Annotated in this window: 13 protein-coding genes and 1 tRNA gene; 5 read left to right on the forward strand and 9 right to left on the reverse strand. The window is 42.2% G+C overall.

Annotated features, from left to right (window positions below; translation table 11 throughout):
* The first annotated feature begins 10 nt into the window (after nt 1–10).
* From ACST14_RS07025 to ACST14_RS07040, 4 genes are all read left to right on the forward strand, one after another.
* Complete coding sequence (locus ACST14_RS07025) at nt 11–340, forward strand: hypothetical protein (RefSeq protein WP_459461995.1); 330 nt, start codon at nt 11–13, stop codon at nt 338–340.
* A 105-nt stretch (nt 341–445) separates the two neighbouring features.
* Nucleotides 446–3,376: a protein translocase subunit SecDF gene (gene secDF / locus ACST14_RS07030; protein WP_459461997.1), complete on the forward strand. Its 2,931-nt coding sequence runs from the start codon at nt 446–448 to the stop codon at nt 3,374–3,376.
* Between the two features lie 62 nt (nt 3,377–3,438).
* Nucleotides 3,439–4,887 (forward strand): APC family permease, encoded by a 1,449-nt coding sequence (locus ACST14_RS07035; protein WP_459462000.1) that lies wholly within the window; start codon nt 3,439–3,441, stop codon nt 4,885–4,887.
* A gap of 109 nt (nt 4,888–4,996) precedes the next feature.
* Complete coding sequence (locus tag ACST14_RS07040; RefSeq protein WP_459462002.1) at nt 4,997–6,589, forward strand: peptide chain release factor 3; 1,593 nt, start codon at nt 4,997–4,999, stop codon at nt 6,587–6,589.
* Here ACST14_RS07040 and ACST14_RS07045 read toward each other — a convergent pair whose 3' ends face one another.
* The 5 genes from ACST14_RS07045 to ACST14_RS07065 form a co-directional block, all read right to left on the reverse strand.
* The gene (locus tag ACST14_RS07045) at nt 6,590–7,777 is read right to left on the reverse strand and encodes a Gfo/Idh/MocA family protein (RefSeq protein ID WP_459462004.1); all 1,188 of its coding nucleotides are present in this window, start codon (nt 7,775–7,777) and stop codon (nt 6,590–6,592) included.
* Entirely contained in the window at nt 7,777–8,592 is an 816-nt protein-coding gene (locus ACST14_RS07050; protein ID WP_459462006.1) for a phytanoyl-CoA dioxygenase family protein, read from the reverse strand. The genes ACST14_RS07045 and ACST14_RS07050 overlap by 1 nt, the downstream gene beginning before the upstream one ends.
* A gap of 212 nt (nt 8,593–8,804) precedes the next feature.
* Nucleotides 8,805–10,541, reverse strand: coding sequence for a phospho-sugar mutase (locus ACST14_RS07055; protein WP_459462007.1), 1,737 nt, complete (start codon nt 10,539–10,541; stop codon nt 8,805–8,807).
* A gap of 1 nt (nt 10,542) precedes the next feature.
* Nucleotides 10,543–11,316, reverse strand: a complete 774-nt coding sequence (dapF, locus tag ACST14_RS07060) for a diaminopimelate epimerase (RefSeq protein ID WP_459462009.1) — start codon at nt 11,314–11,316, stop codon at nt 10,543–10,545.
* 8 nt (nt 11,317–11,324) lie between these two features.
* A complete protein-coding gene (locus ACST14_RS07065) occupies nt 11,325–11,852 on the reverse strand; it encodes a DinB family protein (protein WP_459462011.1) in 528 nt (175 codons plus the stop codon).
* Nucleotides 11,853–11,927: 75 nt separating this feature from the next.
* Between ACST14_RS07065 and ACST14_RS07070 the strand changes: the two genes are divergently transcribed.
* Nucleotides 11,928–12,004 (forward strand) — tRNA-Asp (locus tag ACST14_RS07070).
* Between the two features lie 238 nt (nt 12,005–12,242).
* On the opposite strand, the gene ACST14_RS07075 is transcribed toward ACST14_RS07070, so the two are convergent.
* The 4 genes from ACST14_RS07075 to ACST14_RS07090 form a co-directional block, all read right to left on the reverse strand.
* Nucleotides 12,243–13,268: an Lcl C-terminal domain-containing protein gene (locus tag ACST14_RS07075; RefSeq protein ID WP_459462013.1), complete on the reverse strand. Its 1,026-nt coding sequence runs from the start codon at nt 13,266–13,268 to the stop codon at nt 12,243–12,245.
* Nucleotides 13,269–13,344: 76 nt separating this feature from the next.
* Nucleotides 13,345–15,516, reverse strand: a complete 2,172-nt coding sequence (locus ACST14_RS07080) for a B12-binding domain-containing radical SAM protein (protein WP_459462015.1) — start codon at nt 15,514–15,516, stop codon at nt 13,345–13,347.
* 224 nt (nt 15,517–15,740) lie between these two features.
* Nucleotides 15,741–16,085 (reverse strand): hypothetical protein, encoded by a 345-nt coding sequence (locus tag ACST14_RS07085; RefSeq protein WP_459462017.1) that lies wholly within the window; start codon nt 16,083–16,085, stop codon nt 15,741–15,743.
* A 14-nt stretch (nt 16,086–16,099) separates the two neighbouring features.
* Nucleotides 16,100–16,531 (reverse strand): hypothetical protein, encoded by a 432-nt coding sequence (locus ACST14_RS07090; RefSeq protein WP_459462019.1) that lies wholly within the window; start codon nt 16,529–16,531, stop codon nt 16,100–16,102.
* Between the last annotated feature and the right edge of the window lie 119 nt (nt 16,532–16,650).

Raw genomic sequence — 16,650 nt, forward strand, 5'->3', positions numbered from 1 at the left:
GCTACCCACAATGCAAAAGAAGATTAAAATATTCCATCTGATTCTGTTTATCCCCGTCCTTTTTTGGCTGGTGGCTAAGCCTATTTCGCTGTTCGCAGTCGAGACAGGTGCAGTAAAGACGGAAAAGACTTCGAAGCAAACGATCGTAAAGGCTGAGCAGCATGTTTATCAGGTTGCGACGAACCTACAACTTGATTTTCCACAAGATTGGAACTTCACAAGTCCCACAGAATTCTTTGTTGCGCGTTCATTAAGCGCGATTAAATTGCCTACTTTCACTCATCGCACGCAATTCTTACGGATTTTATTTACCCAATTTATAGCCACTCTGGCGCCGTGAGGAAGTGAGTCCGAAGGGAATGAGTCCTAAGTCCGGAGGATATATTTACCATCTACCACTCAACATTTACCATTCATTTACCATTCACCATTAACCATTTAGATCATGCGTTACAAAAGTGCCATTATTTGGCTGTCTACCATTGTGTCAGCCCTATGTATATTCTTCCTATCTTTTACGTGGAAGTCTAGTCAATTAAAAGACCAAGCCATCAAGTATGCAACAGCTGCAGATGGCAAAGTAGATGCGGCGAAGCGTTTACATTTCATTGATTCCCTTTGGAAACAACCGGTTTATATCGGATATACTTTACAAGAAGTCACTCAGTATGCCTTACAGAAAGGTCTTGACTTAGAAGGTGGTTTACACGCGGTATTAGAGGTTTCTCCAGCAGAGATCTTGCGTGCCTTGTCTGGAAAGAGTAATGATCCAGCATTTGAGAAAGCATTAGCTGCGGCTGGTGCGGCTCAGGCTAGTTCTACGCAATCGTTTAATGAATTGTTCTATGAAGAATTCGCGAAGGCAGCTCCTAACCAAACTTTGGCATCCGTATTCGCTAATTCAGTGAACCGTGGAAAAATCTCCTCTACATCAACAGATTCACAAGTGAAGAAGGTGATCGATGCGGAAATCGACGGTGCAGTAGATCGCGTTTACAAGATTATCCAAGCGCGTATCGATAAATTCGGTGTAGCTAACCCGAACATCCAACGTCTACCAGGTACAAACCGTATTCAGGTGGAATTGCCAGGTGTGGAGAATCCCGAGCGTGCTCGTAAGTTATTATCAGGTGCGGCGAAATTAGAATTCGTTGAGTGCTATGAATTGAATGAATATGGCGGAGGCTTAAATGCCTTAGGTGCTTTATTAGATAAGGAAGCGAAAGCGCCAGTGGCGGCTGCACCAGCGGCGGCTCCGGCGGCGAAGGATACGGCTGCGAATGCGTTGGCAAATAAATTAGCTGCGGCTCCAGCTACGAAAGATTCAGGTAAAGCAAAAGCAGATACGTCTGCAGGTTCTGCTTTAACGAAATTATTCTTGCCTTTAGGAAATAACATCGGTGTTTATGTAAAAGATACGGCTCGTGTAAATGCTTTGTTTGCTCGTGCGGATGTAAAAGCAATGTTCCCAGCGAACTTAACGTTTGCTTGGGCAGCGAAAGGTATTCCAGCTAAAAATGGCGATGAAATTCTTTCCTTAGAAGCTTTGAAGAAAGGCCAAGGTCAATCAGCTCCATTAGAGGGTGATGTGATCACGGATGCGGCGCAAGATTTCGATCAAGGAGGTCGTGCGGAGGTAACGATGGCGATGAACGGAACAGGAGCTCGTATTTGGAAAAACTTGACTGGTGCAAACATCGGACGTCGCATCGCGATCGTATTAGATGGGTATGTATATTCTGCTCCAGTGATTAACGGAGAAATTCCAGGTGGTCGTTCTTCGATCTCAGGTAGCTTCTCGGTAGAAGAGGCAAAAGATTTAGCGAACGTATTGAAAGCAGGTAAATTACCAGCTCCTACGCGTATCGTAGAAGATGCGTTCATCGGTCCTTCTTTAGGAGCGGAGTCAATTGATCAAGGGTATATGTCGATGGGCCTAGGCTTGTTATTAGTAATCATATTTATGATCGGTTATTATGGCGCTCCGGGTTGGATGGCGAATTTGTCTTTATTCTTTAACGTCTTCTTTATTGCGGGTGTTTTAGTCCAAATCCAAGCCGCATTAACCCTTCCAGGTATCGCGGGTATCGTATTAACCTTAGGTATGGCAGTGGATGCGAACGTATTGATTAATGAGCGTATTCGAGAGGAATTGCACAAAGGGAAAGGCTTATTAGATGCCATTAACGTAGGATACGAGAAGGCATTAAGTGCGATTTTGGATGGTAACATCACGACGGTTTTGATCGGTGTGATCTTAATTATCTTTGGTTCTGGTTCTGTTAAAGGATTCGGGGTAACGCTTTGTATCGGTTTAATTACCTCTGTATTTACAGCCGTTTACATCTCTCATATCTTAATTGATTGGATGGCAAAACGTGCTATTAAAGCAGGTAAGGAGAAAGAAATGACTTTCGAGACATTCATCTCTCGTGATCTTTTCAAAGGAATGAACTTCGATTTCATCGGAAAGCGTAAGTATTCGTATTGGTTCTCTTGGGCATTAATCGCTATTGGAGCTATCGTGTTATTCATGCAAGGTGGATTTAACCTAGGTGTGGATTTCAAAGGTGGTCGTTCGTATGTAGTGGAATTCGCGACGCCGGTTGAATCAGGAAAGGTGAAAGAGGCTTTGGCTGATGATTTCGGCGGGAAAGGAGTGGAGGTAAAAACCTTCAATGGTCCTACGAAATTGAAAGTGACTACGTCTTATTTAGTAGAGGACGAGTCGATTACGGCTAATAATACGGTTCGCACGGCTTTAGAAACAGGTTTAAAACAATTCTCAGCTCAATCCCCTAAAATTGTTTCTACTTCTAAAGTAGGGGCAACAGTAGCGGATGATATTTTGATGCAATCGTTTGTTTCGATCTTCTACGCGTTGATCGCTATCTTTATCTACATCTTGATTCGTTTCCGTAAGTGGCAATATTCATTAGGTGGAATTGTTGCCTTAGTTCACGATACTTTAGTGGTATTAGGAGCGGTGGGTATCGTTCGTTTGTTTGGTTTCGAATTAGAAATCGATCAAGTATTTATTGCGGCGGTATTAACGGTGATTGGTTATTCGATTAATGATACCGTGGTAGTATTTGACCGTATCCGCGAGGAGATTGGTTTAGATGCTGATCTTGGTAATAAAGAATTGATGATCAAAACGATTAACGAATCGATTAACCATACGATGTCTCGTACGGTAATGACAGCCACTACGGTATTCTTAGTAGTGACGGTGTTATTAATCTTCGGTGGAGATGTATTAAGAGGATTCTCTTTCGCGATGTTCGTCGGAGTTGTGTTTGGTGCTTATTCGTCTATTTTCGTGGCGGCACCTATCGTGATCGACTTCGGTACTTCGAAGAAGGAAAAGAACTAATTTTTTGCCGGCTGATCGTTTGATTGGCCGGTTTTTTATTTTTCATCTAAAAAAATACGACTATGAACAATAGTATTTGGAGAAAGAAACCCATGCATATGTTTGAGCAAGACATGCAAAAAAGCGAGCTCAAGCGTGTATTAGGTAAATGGAGTTTAACGGCCATCGGTATCGGAGCGATTATCGGAGGCGGTGTTTTCGTATTGACTGGTACGGCTGCGCATTACCATGCGGGTCCGGCCTTAGCGCTTTCATTCGTGATCGCAGGTATTGGCTGTATTTTTGCGGCACTTTGCTATGCCGAGTTTGCGGCGATGTTACCTGTGGAAGGTAGTGCCTATGCCTATGCTTACGGAACGGTAGGCGAAATATTTGCTTGGATTATTGGTTGGGGATTGATTTTAGAATATGCGATGGGTGCCATGACGGTTGCCGTGAGTTGGTCGGGTTATTTTAATAAGCTCCTCCATCTCTTTGGGATACATTTACCAGAAAATTTGACGAATGACCCGGTTACTTTCGGTGGAGCTTCGGTGAATTTACCTGCTCTTGTGATTGTGTGGTTTGTGACCTGGATTTTAGTGAGAGGGATCAAAGAAGCGGCGAGCGCAAATAATTTAATCGTTGTTATCAAAGTAGCCGTGATCTTGTTTGTGATTATCATGGGAGCTTTCTACATCGATGTAGCGAATTGGACTCCGTTCATTCCTGAAGAAGTACGCGTTGCCCGTGAAAATGGAGAAATGCTACCGGCTTATGGCTGGGGTGGTATCATCTCAGGTGCATCAGCTATCTTCTTTGCTTATATTGGTTTTGATGCCGTATCTACACAAGCTGGGGAGGCGATTAATCCGAAGAAGGATATGCCTTTCGCGATCATAGCTTCCTTATTGATTTGTACCGTATTGTACATCGCGGTTTCGTTGGTTTTAACAGGAATGATCAACTACAAAGATATTACGGGTGATGCCTTAAAGGCGCCAGTTGCCTTTGCATTTGATAAAGCGGGTCAGCCTTGGGCGGTATTTATCATAACGGCGGCAGCAACTGCTGGTTTATTGTCGGTAATGCTAGTGATGATGTTAGGCCAAACACGTGTTTTCTTAGGCATGGCGAAAGATGGTTTATTGCCAAAATTCTTCGCAGAAGTTCATCCTACCTTAAAAACTCCTTGGAAATCAACCATCCTAGTAGGAGCGGTGGTTTCCATCGTAGCAGGTTTTACACCTATCTCTTTATTAGGTGATATGACCAGCTTCGGTACCTTATTTGCCTTCACGATGGTGTGTTTAGCGGTATGGATTCTTCGTTTTAGAGATCCGAAACGTGATCGTCCTTTCAAAGTGTCTGGCTTAAACATCATAGCACCTCTTGGAATCGTAGTGAACACGTTCTTAATCTTGAACTTAGGCCGCACAGCGCAATTGTTTGCCATGGCTTGGTTATTATTCGGATTAGTAGTTTACTTCTTGTATAGTAGACCAAGATCATTGCTGAATACGAGAGAGTAATTCTCTTCAGGTAGGTAGGAGCCGGGGCGAAAGCCCCGGCTCTTTTTTTGCCTTTTAATTCCCCCTTTTTTGGCGTATTTTTGCACCTTGATTTTTTAATGAAGAACGAATGAGTCAGATTGAAACTGAAATTGCGAAACGCAGAACCTTTGGGATTATTTCTCACCCCGATGCTGGTAAAACAACATTGACTGAGAAATTGCTTCTTTTTGGTGGTGCGATCCAAACAGCCGGTGCGGTGAAGTCGAACAAAATTAAGAAAGGCGCGACGTCTGACTTTATGGAGATCGAGCGTCAGCGTGGAATCTCGGTAGCGACTTCCGTGATGACATTCGAGTACAATAAATTAAAAATCAATATCCTGGATACGCCAGGTCACAAGGACTTTGCAGAGGATACGTATCGTACGTTAACGGCCGTAGATTCGGTGATTTTGGTGATTGACTGCGTGAAGGGTGTAGAGGAACAAACGGAGCGTTTAATGGAGGTTTGCCGCATGCGCAAGACCCCCGTGATCATCTTTATCAATAAGATGGACCGCGAAGGCCAAAACCCTTTCGACCTTTTGGACGAATTAGAACAAAAATTAGGCATCTCGGTGCGACCTTTGACCTGGCCTATTAATATGGGACAAAACTTTAAAGGGGTATATAATTTAATGGACAAATCGCTGAATTTATTTTCTGCGAATAAGACCAGAATCGAAAAAGAAGTAGTCGCTGTAGACATCGATTCCCCCGAGTTAGATACGCGGGTGGGAGATCGTGACGCGCATCAATTGAGAGAGGACGTCGAATTGATTGACGGCGTATATGAGGCCTTTGATCGCAACGATTATTTATCTGGGGAGATTGCTCCCGTGTTTTTTGGTTCGGCTGTGAATAACTTCGGTGTACAAGAATTATTAGACACCTTCACTCGCATCGCACCGTCTACGCAAGCGCGTGGTACCGATATTCGTATCGTGGAACCAGAAGAAAAGAAATTCACTGGATTCATCTTCAAAATTCACGCGAACTTAGACCCGAAACACCGCGACAGAATCGCTTTTCTACGCATCTGTTCAGGTACTTTCAAACGTAATACCTTTTACCAACACATCCGATTAAAGAAAAATGTGCGTTTCGCGAATCCCTATAATTTCATGGCTCAAGATAAAGAGGTCATCGATGAAGGTTTCCCAGGGGACGTTGTGGGTTTATATGATACAGGTAACTTTAAAATCGGAGATACGCTTACTGAAGGCGAGGTATTAAACTACCAAGGTATTCCTTCCTTCTCCCCAGAAATATTTAAGGAGTTAATTAACCTCGATCCGATGAAGGCCAAACAGCTCGAAAAAGGTATCGACCAATTAACCGACGAAGGGGTAGCTCAACTTTTCTTACAACCACAACTCGGAAATCGTAAGATTGTGGGCACAGTAGGAGAACTTCAATACGAGGTAATTCAGTATCGTTTGGAACACGAATATGGCGCAAAATGTCGCTTCGAAGGCATGTCAGTCACTAAAGCTTGCTGGATTACTTCAGAAGATCCGAAGAAATTACAAGAATTCGTTCGCTTAAAGGGCCAAAACATCGCCCAAGACAAAGACGGCAACTATGTTTTCCTAGCTGAATCTGACTGGATTCTTCGCATGAATCAAACAAACAACCCAGAGATTGTATTCCACTTTACCAGTGAATTCAAACTAGCCTAGTTACGCTATTTCTGAAATAACACCACTTGATTTATCCTTTACGATAATCTTTTTATCTCCATTCGGAAGGATTTCCTCTTTGATGAGCCAATGCTTTTCATCGTATTCCTGGTAGACAGACGGCTTCGTTAGCCCCCTTTTTCCGCGCCATTCTGGGAGTTGGACGGGTTCCCAAAGCTTTGTTTTGGCAGATTTATAAGCCGCATCTATGATCGCATTCACTACGTAACCATCATAAAAAGTTTCCCGAGGTTGAATGCCTTTTTCGTAAGCGTCAAACATGTCATTGAACATGGTTGGGTAGCCTAATTCATGCGCTTCATCGCCCACAGGAAATTGCCAACCCACGTTTGTTTCTGCTTTTTCGGCCACATAATTATCTGTATTTCCACTCGTAAACATCTCAAATCCAGTCCGTAAGAATGAATTTACCCAAATAGTACCTTCCGTCCCCATCACTTCATCACGTAAGTCCATTCCGCCTCTAAACGTCCAAGAAACCTCGAACTGACCGATAGCCCCATTCTCATATTTAACTAATCCAATGGCATGATCTTCTGCATCAATCGGTTTTACTTGCGTATCCGCCCAGCACATAACCTCCACGGGAAGTACATCTTTGCCTATAAAATTCCGCGCAATCTCAATGCAATGACATCCTAAATCAATCACGGCACCACCTCCCGCTTTCTCCATATCCCAAAACCAATCTGCATGCGGGCCAGGATGTGTCTCCCGGGATTTGGCCCAAAGAACTCGTCCTATTGCCCCATCTTCCACACTTTTAACCGATTTTAAAAATTTAGGCGTATAACATAAGTCTTCTAAATATCCCGCAAAAATCCCTGCTTCCTCACAAGCTAACGTCATCCGAAGTGCTTCCGCCGCCGTTCTCCCCAGCGGTTTCGTACACAGTACCGCCTTTTTATGTTTCACGCAAAGCATAACCGCCTCTTCGTGTAAATAGTTAGGTAGAGCAATAACGACAAATTCAGATTCTGCATGCGCAATCGCGTCTTCCATATCTGTGCAATAATGGGGAACGTCATAGTCCTTCGCAAACCGAGAGGCTGTGGATTCCTTCCTTGAATAAACGACGGTGACACTATCTTTACTACGTCTTCCACAAAGGGACTCCGCATAGAATCTACCGATAAAACCACCACCTAGAATACATATTTTAGCCATTATTTGTTGACTTTTAAAGTGATCTCTTCCTCCTTAGCTAGAAAGTCAGCTCCTAAGACTGCTTTTTTTCCGCTCGTTAAAATAGCCTCATCTGGTACCATTTGAATGGGCGTAATGCAAGATAAGTTTTTCTCCAAAAATGGTTTATTAGACGCTAAATTATACGCTGAAATAACAGACCAGCGCGCATTATCGGATAAATTCGCTTCCGATCTGTGCAGTAAATTTGGATGGAAAAACAGCACATCTCCCGCCTTTAATTCGCAATAAACTAGCTCTGAAACCTTAGCCGCCTCTTCCACAAAGGCCATGTCAGCTCCTTGTTGTTCCCCCGCAAAATGGTGTTCGATTCGTTGCATGTGATGTGTTCCTTTCAGCACCTGAAGGCATCCATTTTGAATGTTTGCATCCGTTAATGCGATCATGACTGATACCATCGATTCAGGATAAAGAAAACCATTTTTATACCAATAGCCATAATCCTGATGCCACTCCCAAGCCCCGCCTACGCGCGGTTCTTTCTGCATGACTTTGGAATGAAAATGGCAAACTTCGCCTTCGCCTAACAGACTTTGCACCGAAGTTACCATGCGCTTGCAGCGCGACATTAATCCAAAAGAATCATCACCAGCAGTAAACCAAAGCGTCAATTTTGTTTTTTTACCGTCTTGATCATTCAAGTCAAAGGCGTGATTAACGACCGATTCATCGGTCGCCACCTGAAATAATAAATTGATTTCTTCGGGTGAAAAAAAGTGGGGAACGTGGATAAATCCATCCTGCTTATACGCATGGATCTGAGATTCAGTCAACATAGTCATCGGTTTTGTTGGATGAATTTATGGATAATTTTGATAGGTTGTATCCGGGGGTGGGGGATTAGAGAGCATAGAGCTTAAAGCACAAAGAATAAAGTTGGAATCTCCTACGGAGATGACCTTATGAAATGTTTCTGAATACATAAAAAATGGGGCCTGAGCCCCATTTTTTATTCCACCTTTATTCTTTGTGCTCTATGCTTTATTCTTTATACCAATCCTAAATCCCCTTGAATAACTCCCACCTTCTTCTGCAACTCCGCATAGACCTGAAAGAAGTCTGCTGCAGATGTTAATGGAGCATTCACAGAAACATAGAATTTGATTTTAGGCTCGGTGCCGGATGGGCGAGCAGAAACTTTGGAACCATCGGCTAGGATCAATTGAATTACGTTAGATGCTTCGATGCCTAAACCAATCTTGATTGGCGTGGATTCGCCCGTAAGTAAATCGGTAGCAACTAAGCCTTCATAGTCCAAAACGCGAACCGGCTTAGAACCGGCTACGGTTGCTGGAATGTTCGAGCGTAAGTTGATCATCATTTGTTTGATTTCCTCGGCGCCGGCTTTACCTTTTTTAGTCAAGGAGATAAGTCCTTCGTAATAGAAATCATTCTCCACGTACATCTCCGCTAAGAAATCGAAGAGCGATTTGCCCTGATCTTTCGCGTAGGCGGTTAATTCTGCGATCATGGCACAAGAGGCTACCGCGTCTTTATCACGTACGGCATCACCGATTAAATAGCCGTAGGACTCTTCTCCGCCGCCTAGAAACTTTTCTTTTCCTTCTAATTCGCGGATAACTTGTGCGATATATTTGAAACCGGTTAAGGTATTATAGCAAGGTACGCCTTTAGATGCGCACATTTTATCGATTAAATCGGTCGTTACGATGGTTTTCGCAGCGAATTCATTGCCCTTTAAATCCGATACTTTTAATAAGTAATATAGGATTAAACTGGCCATTTGGTTGCCGTTTAAGAGGGCCCATTCGCCGTCTGGGCTTTTTACAGCTGCTCCTACGCGGTCTGCGTCGGGGTCTGTGGCGATGACGAGGTCGGCATCGATTTCTTTGGCTTTGTTTAGGGCCAAAGTCAAGGCTTCCTTCTCCTCCGGATTCGGGTAGATCACCGTAGGGAAATTACCATTAGGTTCAGCCTGTTCTTCTACAATAGTCACAGCCTCAAATCCTAATAATTTCAAGGCCGGCGGTACTAGGGTAATTCCGGTTCCGTGAATAGGGGAGAAGACGATTTTGAGGTCTTTTTGGCGTTTAATAACTTCCGGCTGGCGGCAATTCACTAGAATCGTTTGTAAGTATGCCTCGTCGATGGCACCGTCTAAAAGGTGTAACAGGGAATCGTTTCCAGTGAACTTAATATCAGCAATGCTCATGATTGCATTAACCTCGTTTACAATGTTTTTATCGTGCGGTGCAACCACTTGTGATCCGTCAGACCAATAAGCCTTATAACCGTTGTATTCCTTGGGATTATGCGATGCGGTGATCACGATTCCTGCTTGACAGCCTAAGTGGCGCACCGTAAAGGAAAGTTGTGGTGTAGGGCGTAAAGCAGGGAATAAGTAGACTTCGATGCCGTTTGCCGTGAAGATATCTGCAGCGATGCGCGTAAATTCAGGCGAATTATTGCGTGAATCGTGCGCGATGGCTACTTTGATTTTTTGGCCTGGAAATGACGCGTTTAAATAGTTCGCAAAGCCCTGTGTTGCAGCGCCTACCGTGTATTTATTCATGCGATTCGAACCTACTCCCATTTCGCCACGCATACCGCCCGTACCGAATTCCAGCGATTTGTAGAAGGAATCGGTCAAAGTCGTTTGATCCCCTTTCGCGATTAAATCCTCAATGGTCGCTTTTGTGGCTGAGTCGTAAGGGCCCGAAAGCCATTGGTCGATATTTTGAGAAGTGGTTGAATCTAAAGTCATATTACACGGATATGGTACCTGTGAAAACTTGTTTCGCTGGACCTATTAAGAAAATATTGGTAAAACCGGTGATCGCGTCGCCGTCGAAATCGACAGCTAATTCACCGCCTAAAGTTTTGATTTTTACGGGTGTTTGTACGTTTTGAAAGGTTTTAGCTACTAAAGCTGCCGCCGTTACCCCCGTACCGCACGAATAAGTTTCATCTTCTACGCCGCGCTCATAGGTGCGAACGAAGAGTGTTTGGTCATCTAATTTCTCCACAAAATTCGCATTCGTGCCGTTAATGGGCTGATATGCCTCTGAATATCGAATGGATGCACCTATATTTTTGACATCATAAAACTGCACCTGCTTCGTAAAACGCACGAAATGCGGGGAACCCGTATTCGTAAAATAATCGTCATTATGCTGCTCGATGCCAGGAACATCCATCATCTGTAAGGAAATCGTTTCTGGATTAATATAGGCCAAATGCGGCCCATCCACCGCGACGAAATGAGCTTTGTCCTTCACAATACCTAGATCTGACGCAAAGCGAACTAAACAACGCCCGCCATTTCCACACATCGTACCCGGCGTTCCATCGGAATTATAATAGACCATGCGGAAATCATAACCATCTTCCTCTTGCAATAGCATGAAGCCATCAGCACCTATTCCAAAACGGCGGTGGCAAAGCAAAGCAATTGCTTCCTGATTCAGGTCAAAAGTCTTTGCGCGGTCATCGACCACCACAAAATCATTTCCAGTTCCTTGGTATTTGTAGAATTGCATAGGGCAATTTAAGAAAAAAGCGGTAAGTATCTTGCTTGAATTATGTTATAATGATGTTTTTCATGTCCAGCTATCAACCAGGCCAAAGCCCGCGCACTAATAGACTTCCCATTCGCTTGTCCCATTTGATTCCATTGTTTAGTCGAAAACGAATGCAAAAGTGCAGTGGTGGCAGCTCTCGTGGTTTTGTATTGGAGGAGTATTTCTTGTGCTGCTTGATTTTCATATTCCGAGGCTGCTTGGTATTCGTTTTCATCAAAGCCGGGCAATGCCGTTTTTTCGCCTCTAGATATGGCCAAAACCCGGTAGGAAAAGATCCGTTCTGAATCTACGATATGACCTAGAAGGCCTTTTAGACTCCACTTTCCCTCTGCATAGGCAAATTCTGCCTGACCTTTCTGTAGATTTTCATAGAGGGAGATAATTTCCTCAGATTGATTTTTCAACACCTCGAACAAATTTTCGTCTGCTTCAAAGTTCAGATATTCAGCGAAATAGGGCGCATTCGGGTATTCGTAGCTGGCTGGTAAATGCATAAATTCTAATATTTTTACCCAAAGGTATTGTTTCAAAGCAGAAAATCCCTAATTTTGTGCCACCAATTACAAGACGGTCCGGTAGTTCAGTTGGTTAGAATACATGCCTGTCACGCATGGGGTCGCGGGTTCGAGTCCCGTCCGGACCGCCAACTAAAAGAAAAGCTTCAAAGAAATTTGAGGCTTTTTTTATATCAACTTTCGTAACACGGTGGATACACAATTTTTGGTTTAGTTTGAATTCTTTATCTAGTAACCAACTCTTTTCCTCAATTCACTCTATTGAATGTGATTGTAAGAGCATTTAGAATTAGTTTCTAAATTATCCATATTATTAATTACAATCTATTAGACGCTTCTCCCAATAGCTATTGATAATGTCATTGGGCTTTACTGTGATTTAACTGCACGAACACCCCAAGGACTATTTTTATTTGCTATCGAAGGATTCGTCCCGCCAAGATAAAAATCTTGAAACCAAGCAACCCCTTCTTGATTACCTTCTGAAGAACTCCAATATCCATATTTAGAAAAATTGCCAATTTTGATTTTATTCTGATAAAGGATATATAATTCTTTTTTGGATGGTAATCTCCAACCAGGTCCTAAAGTAGCACAAATAGCTTTGGCATTTTTCCAAATGTATTTAACTGGAAATTCATGCTGAGCCACTATAAAATTTCCGACTTTTATAGGTTTGCCAATTATATATGCTGGTTTATGCAAGTCTCTCAATTCTTTTTGAGAATAAAACCTTTTATCTGATTTACTATCAATTGTTCCTGCAAATGGGATACCCGTACTGAATTTATAAGCAGATACCTTTACATCAGATTCTTGAATAATAAGTTTAGGACCTGCAAGAAATTCTTCAAGTTCTTTATCTATTTCCTCGCCGAACTCATCATCGGATTCAGACACTGTAATTTCTTGTCCAGAATCTAATTCAATATATCCTAAATCTATTTTTTTATTAGGATCATTACGAATAGAATCATCGTTTATTTCAGGCAAGCTTGATTGACTACCATGAATTGAATCCAAATTTACTACTCTAATTGCTCTTACATACCCTACAGAATAATTCGGAGTGAGAACTTGATCGCCATCGCTGAAATACTGTCTCCAAGCTTCATAATCTCCAGTTTTAGTCGCACTCCAATAGGCGTCATTCACAAATCCACCAATTTCATCTTTGTTTTTATATAGTATGTCCAATTGTTCTTTTGAGGGTAGTTTCCAACCATCGCCTAGTTCCTTACAGGCATTTAGTGCCTCCCTCCAATTCATACTATTAGGAAAAGTGTATTGAGATATTTCCAAGTTAGAAAGCATAATAGGATTCCCAATAATTTCAGATTGGGCACTACAATAAATAGTGATTAGGATGAGAGGTAGAATTAATATTTTTTTCATACCATTAAATTTATTGAATAGTAATTGAAGTAAATCTTTATCAAAGGGTAAATAGTAGTTTCATTTCAAATAGATCCTATACCACCAACAATCCCATCTCTCGTAATTCTTCTGCCACTACCCCTTCCCAGAAATGTTCAAAATCACCTAGTCCTGCTTGCGAAAATGCAGCTTGGAATTCCGCAAAGGTTCCCGTTTTTCCAGTTCCTAGTGATAATTCTGGCAATGATTTCATCAGCCAAATGCCCAGCTTCTCCGGAACCTGCAATTCAACCTCTTCTCTACCTAAGCTGAATAAAATTCTTTTTTTATCTAGCTTAGGCTCAGGTCCCAACCAAACGATTTTAGCCGTAGCCTTAGGGAATGTATTTTCCTTTTGGGTTAAAATACGCGCAATGTAGTTTTTAGGAATCTGAGTCCGTGGAATTTTGAATTCAAACCAATCCTGCAACGGCATTTCTAAGCCAATGCCATGCATGTAATTAAACAAGGATTTCTTCAGCCCCTCACTAAAAAGGGCATGGTCTGTACCCGTTGGATCCGCATGCTCTAAATCGTTATTTGCAAAACTACCTGGTTCAGGATTCAGAATTTTTATTTGGTAGGCATCCGGATTTTGGCCTACAGGACTATGTGCTGTTAACGCAAATTGATGCCAAAAACCCGAGTGAATTACCCCATTTTCAATCAGCTGGCGGACCACTTCCACGGAATCCACTGTCTCTTGAGCGGTCTGCGTCGGAAATCCATACATTAAATAAGCATGTACTAAAATACCTGCTTGCGTAAAATGATCCGCCACTTGGGCTACTTGTGACACCGTTACCCCTTTATCAATTAATTCTAACAATCGATCCGATGCGACCTCTAAACCGCCCGAAACGGCAATGCAGCCGGAGCGAACTAATAATTGGCATAAATCCTTCGTAAAATTTTTCTCAAATCTTATATTTGTCCACCAAACCACTGTCAAACCACGACGAATAATTTCTAACGCCACATCGCGCATTAAAGCTGGCGGTGCAGCTTCATCCACAAAATGAAAACCATTATTTCCCGTTTGCTTAATCATCGCCTCAATCCGGTCGACTAGCATAGGCGCCGTTGTGAATTCGTAGTCTTTAATATAGGATAAAGAGATATCGCAAAATGTACATTTGCCCCAATAACATCCATGTGCGAGCGTCAATTTGTTCCAGCGCCCATCACTCCACAAGCGATGCATCGGATTAGCGATCTCAATGACGGATAGATATTGATCTAATTGCAAATCCGAATAATCTGGAACACCCACCTCTTTCTGCTTCACATCGGAATCGGTTGACCCATTCAGGTAAGTGACCTTTCCCTCGATGCAACAAAAAGTGCGTTTTAGGTCCTTTAATTCTCGTTCGCCTTTTAAATGACCTAATAAGTTCATTAAAGGAGTTTCCCCGTCATCCAGCGTAATAAAGTCGACAAATTCAAAAACGCGGGGCTCTTGTAAAGAGCGTAATTCGGTATTCGCATACCCTCCGCCAAAGGCTACTTTGATTTCAGGATGGTGTTTCTTCAGCCATTGTCCACAGCGCAATGCACTGTATAAATTACCTGGAAAAGGGGCTGTAATGGCGACTAAATCGGGCTTTTCTGCCTTGATTTTTTCAGCTAAAATAGCCACCAATAAGTCATCAATATAGGTAAGAGGCGCGTTCAGCGCATCGTGTAATTCATGGAAAGTGGAAGCTGAGCGACCGAGCCGTTCCGCATATCGGCTAAATCCAAAATGTGGGTCAACCGCATCGATAATTAAGTCAGAGATATCTTCTAAGTACAGCGTGGCTAGATGCCTCGCTTTATCACGCACCCCCATGCTCCCGAAGGCCCATTCTAAATCCGTTACTTGCTGAAAACGAGACGCTTCTGGAAGGTAATTTTGTTCGCCTATAACATGGGCGAGTGTGGGATTTTTATCGTGTAAAAAGGAAATAACGGGGTCGATGGTACGAATGTAGGACTGTTTTAGTCGGAGCATTCGCTGCCCATTTTCATTCAGCTTTTTGCCTGAACTTTCAATCTTGGCAAATAATTGCTGGAGACCGTTAGCCGAAAAAAGCTTTAATATAACTTCTAGTCCTAAGTCTGCCTGATACGATGCCAAACCTTGGGTATTCATAAACCCCTTTAAATAAGCCGTCGCTGGGTAGGGCGTATTTAATTGGGTAAAAGGCGGGGTGATAAAAAATACCTTCGGGTCTTTTGAGCTCATCTACGTCAAAAGTACTTGAAAACAGCTAAAAAGAAAAGGATGGGCGCGGCGCTTTAATTTCATCCAAATTATGCTTAACAAAAAACTGCGCTAATTTATAACAGTTCTATTTTGTAATGGCAAAGGTGATAGGTTGAGTAAATCTAGATCTTACCGCTTTGCCATCTTGTTTAGCTGCATCCGCATCTGCTTTTCTAACCTCTTGGTAAAATATCTTAAAGCACTTATTCTTTAACCTTTTTTAGTGTAGCCGTATCGCCCTTTGTAATAACGATCAATTCATTACTATTTAACGTTACTATCTTTAGTTCTTCTGCCTTTTTTTCACGAGATTCTCTTAATTCAATCGTGGATTCGTCACTAGTTAGGAGCCAAGTGCCTACAATTCCTTTGTTTGCTATGACAGCTACGCCATCTTTGCCTAAATTTAATTTAATATCTTGACCAGATACATCATTTCCATCCACATTGGTGAATAACCAAATTCCTTCTAGTTGTTCTTGTTTTGTTGCACAAGAAAAAATAAGTGCGGATAAAAATAAGGATAAAATAAGGGCTTTCTTTTTCATATAATTCAGGTTTATTAGTTTCCTCTAGCAGTTTGGCTGAAAATAATTTTGGGGGCATAAGGGTGCCTATAGGCGATAGCGCAGTGCCAGCAATCCGTTCCAAATGCTCCACTTTCTACTATATACCATTTACCATTACTCTTTTTGAATAGTGCTGTTGTAAGGCAACAATCGTACTCTCCTTCTGCAGGAAACCTTATTTGTCTTCCATCTTTTCTCTGTGCTTTTCCTTCAAACCAGGCATAATTCCCAGCCACCTTAAAATGATCCACTACGAATATAAGCTCTTGCTTAACATTTTGATAAAGATCTGCTCGTAGAATGTCAAGCATCATGGTTCGGTCTTTTTCGTTTGATGCGTTCTTAACTTTAAAATTTTGGACCGTTTGGGAATGGGCGCTATGTATACTTAATCCCAAAAAGATAAAAAATAGTATTTTTTTCATGTTGTATAAAATTTTACCAAACTGAAGTTATACAGGGCTAGACAAATTTTTATATAAAATTTATTTAACGGTTGACCTAATAACAAAAAAGCAGACCATCTATTGATAGCCTGCTTTCT

The sequence above is a fragment of the Aquirufa sp. A-Brett2-15D genome (assembly GCF_054558735.1).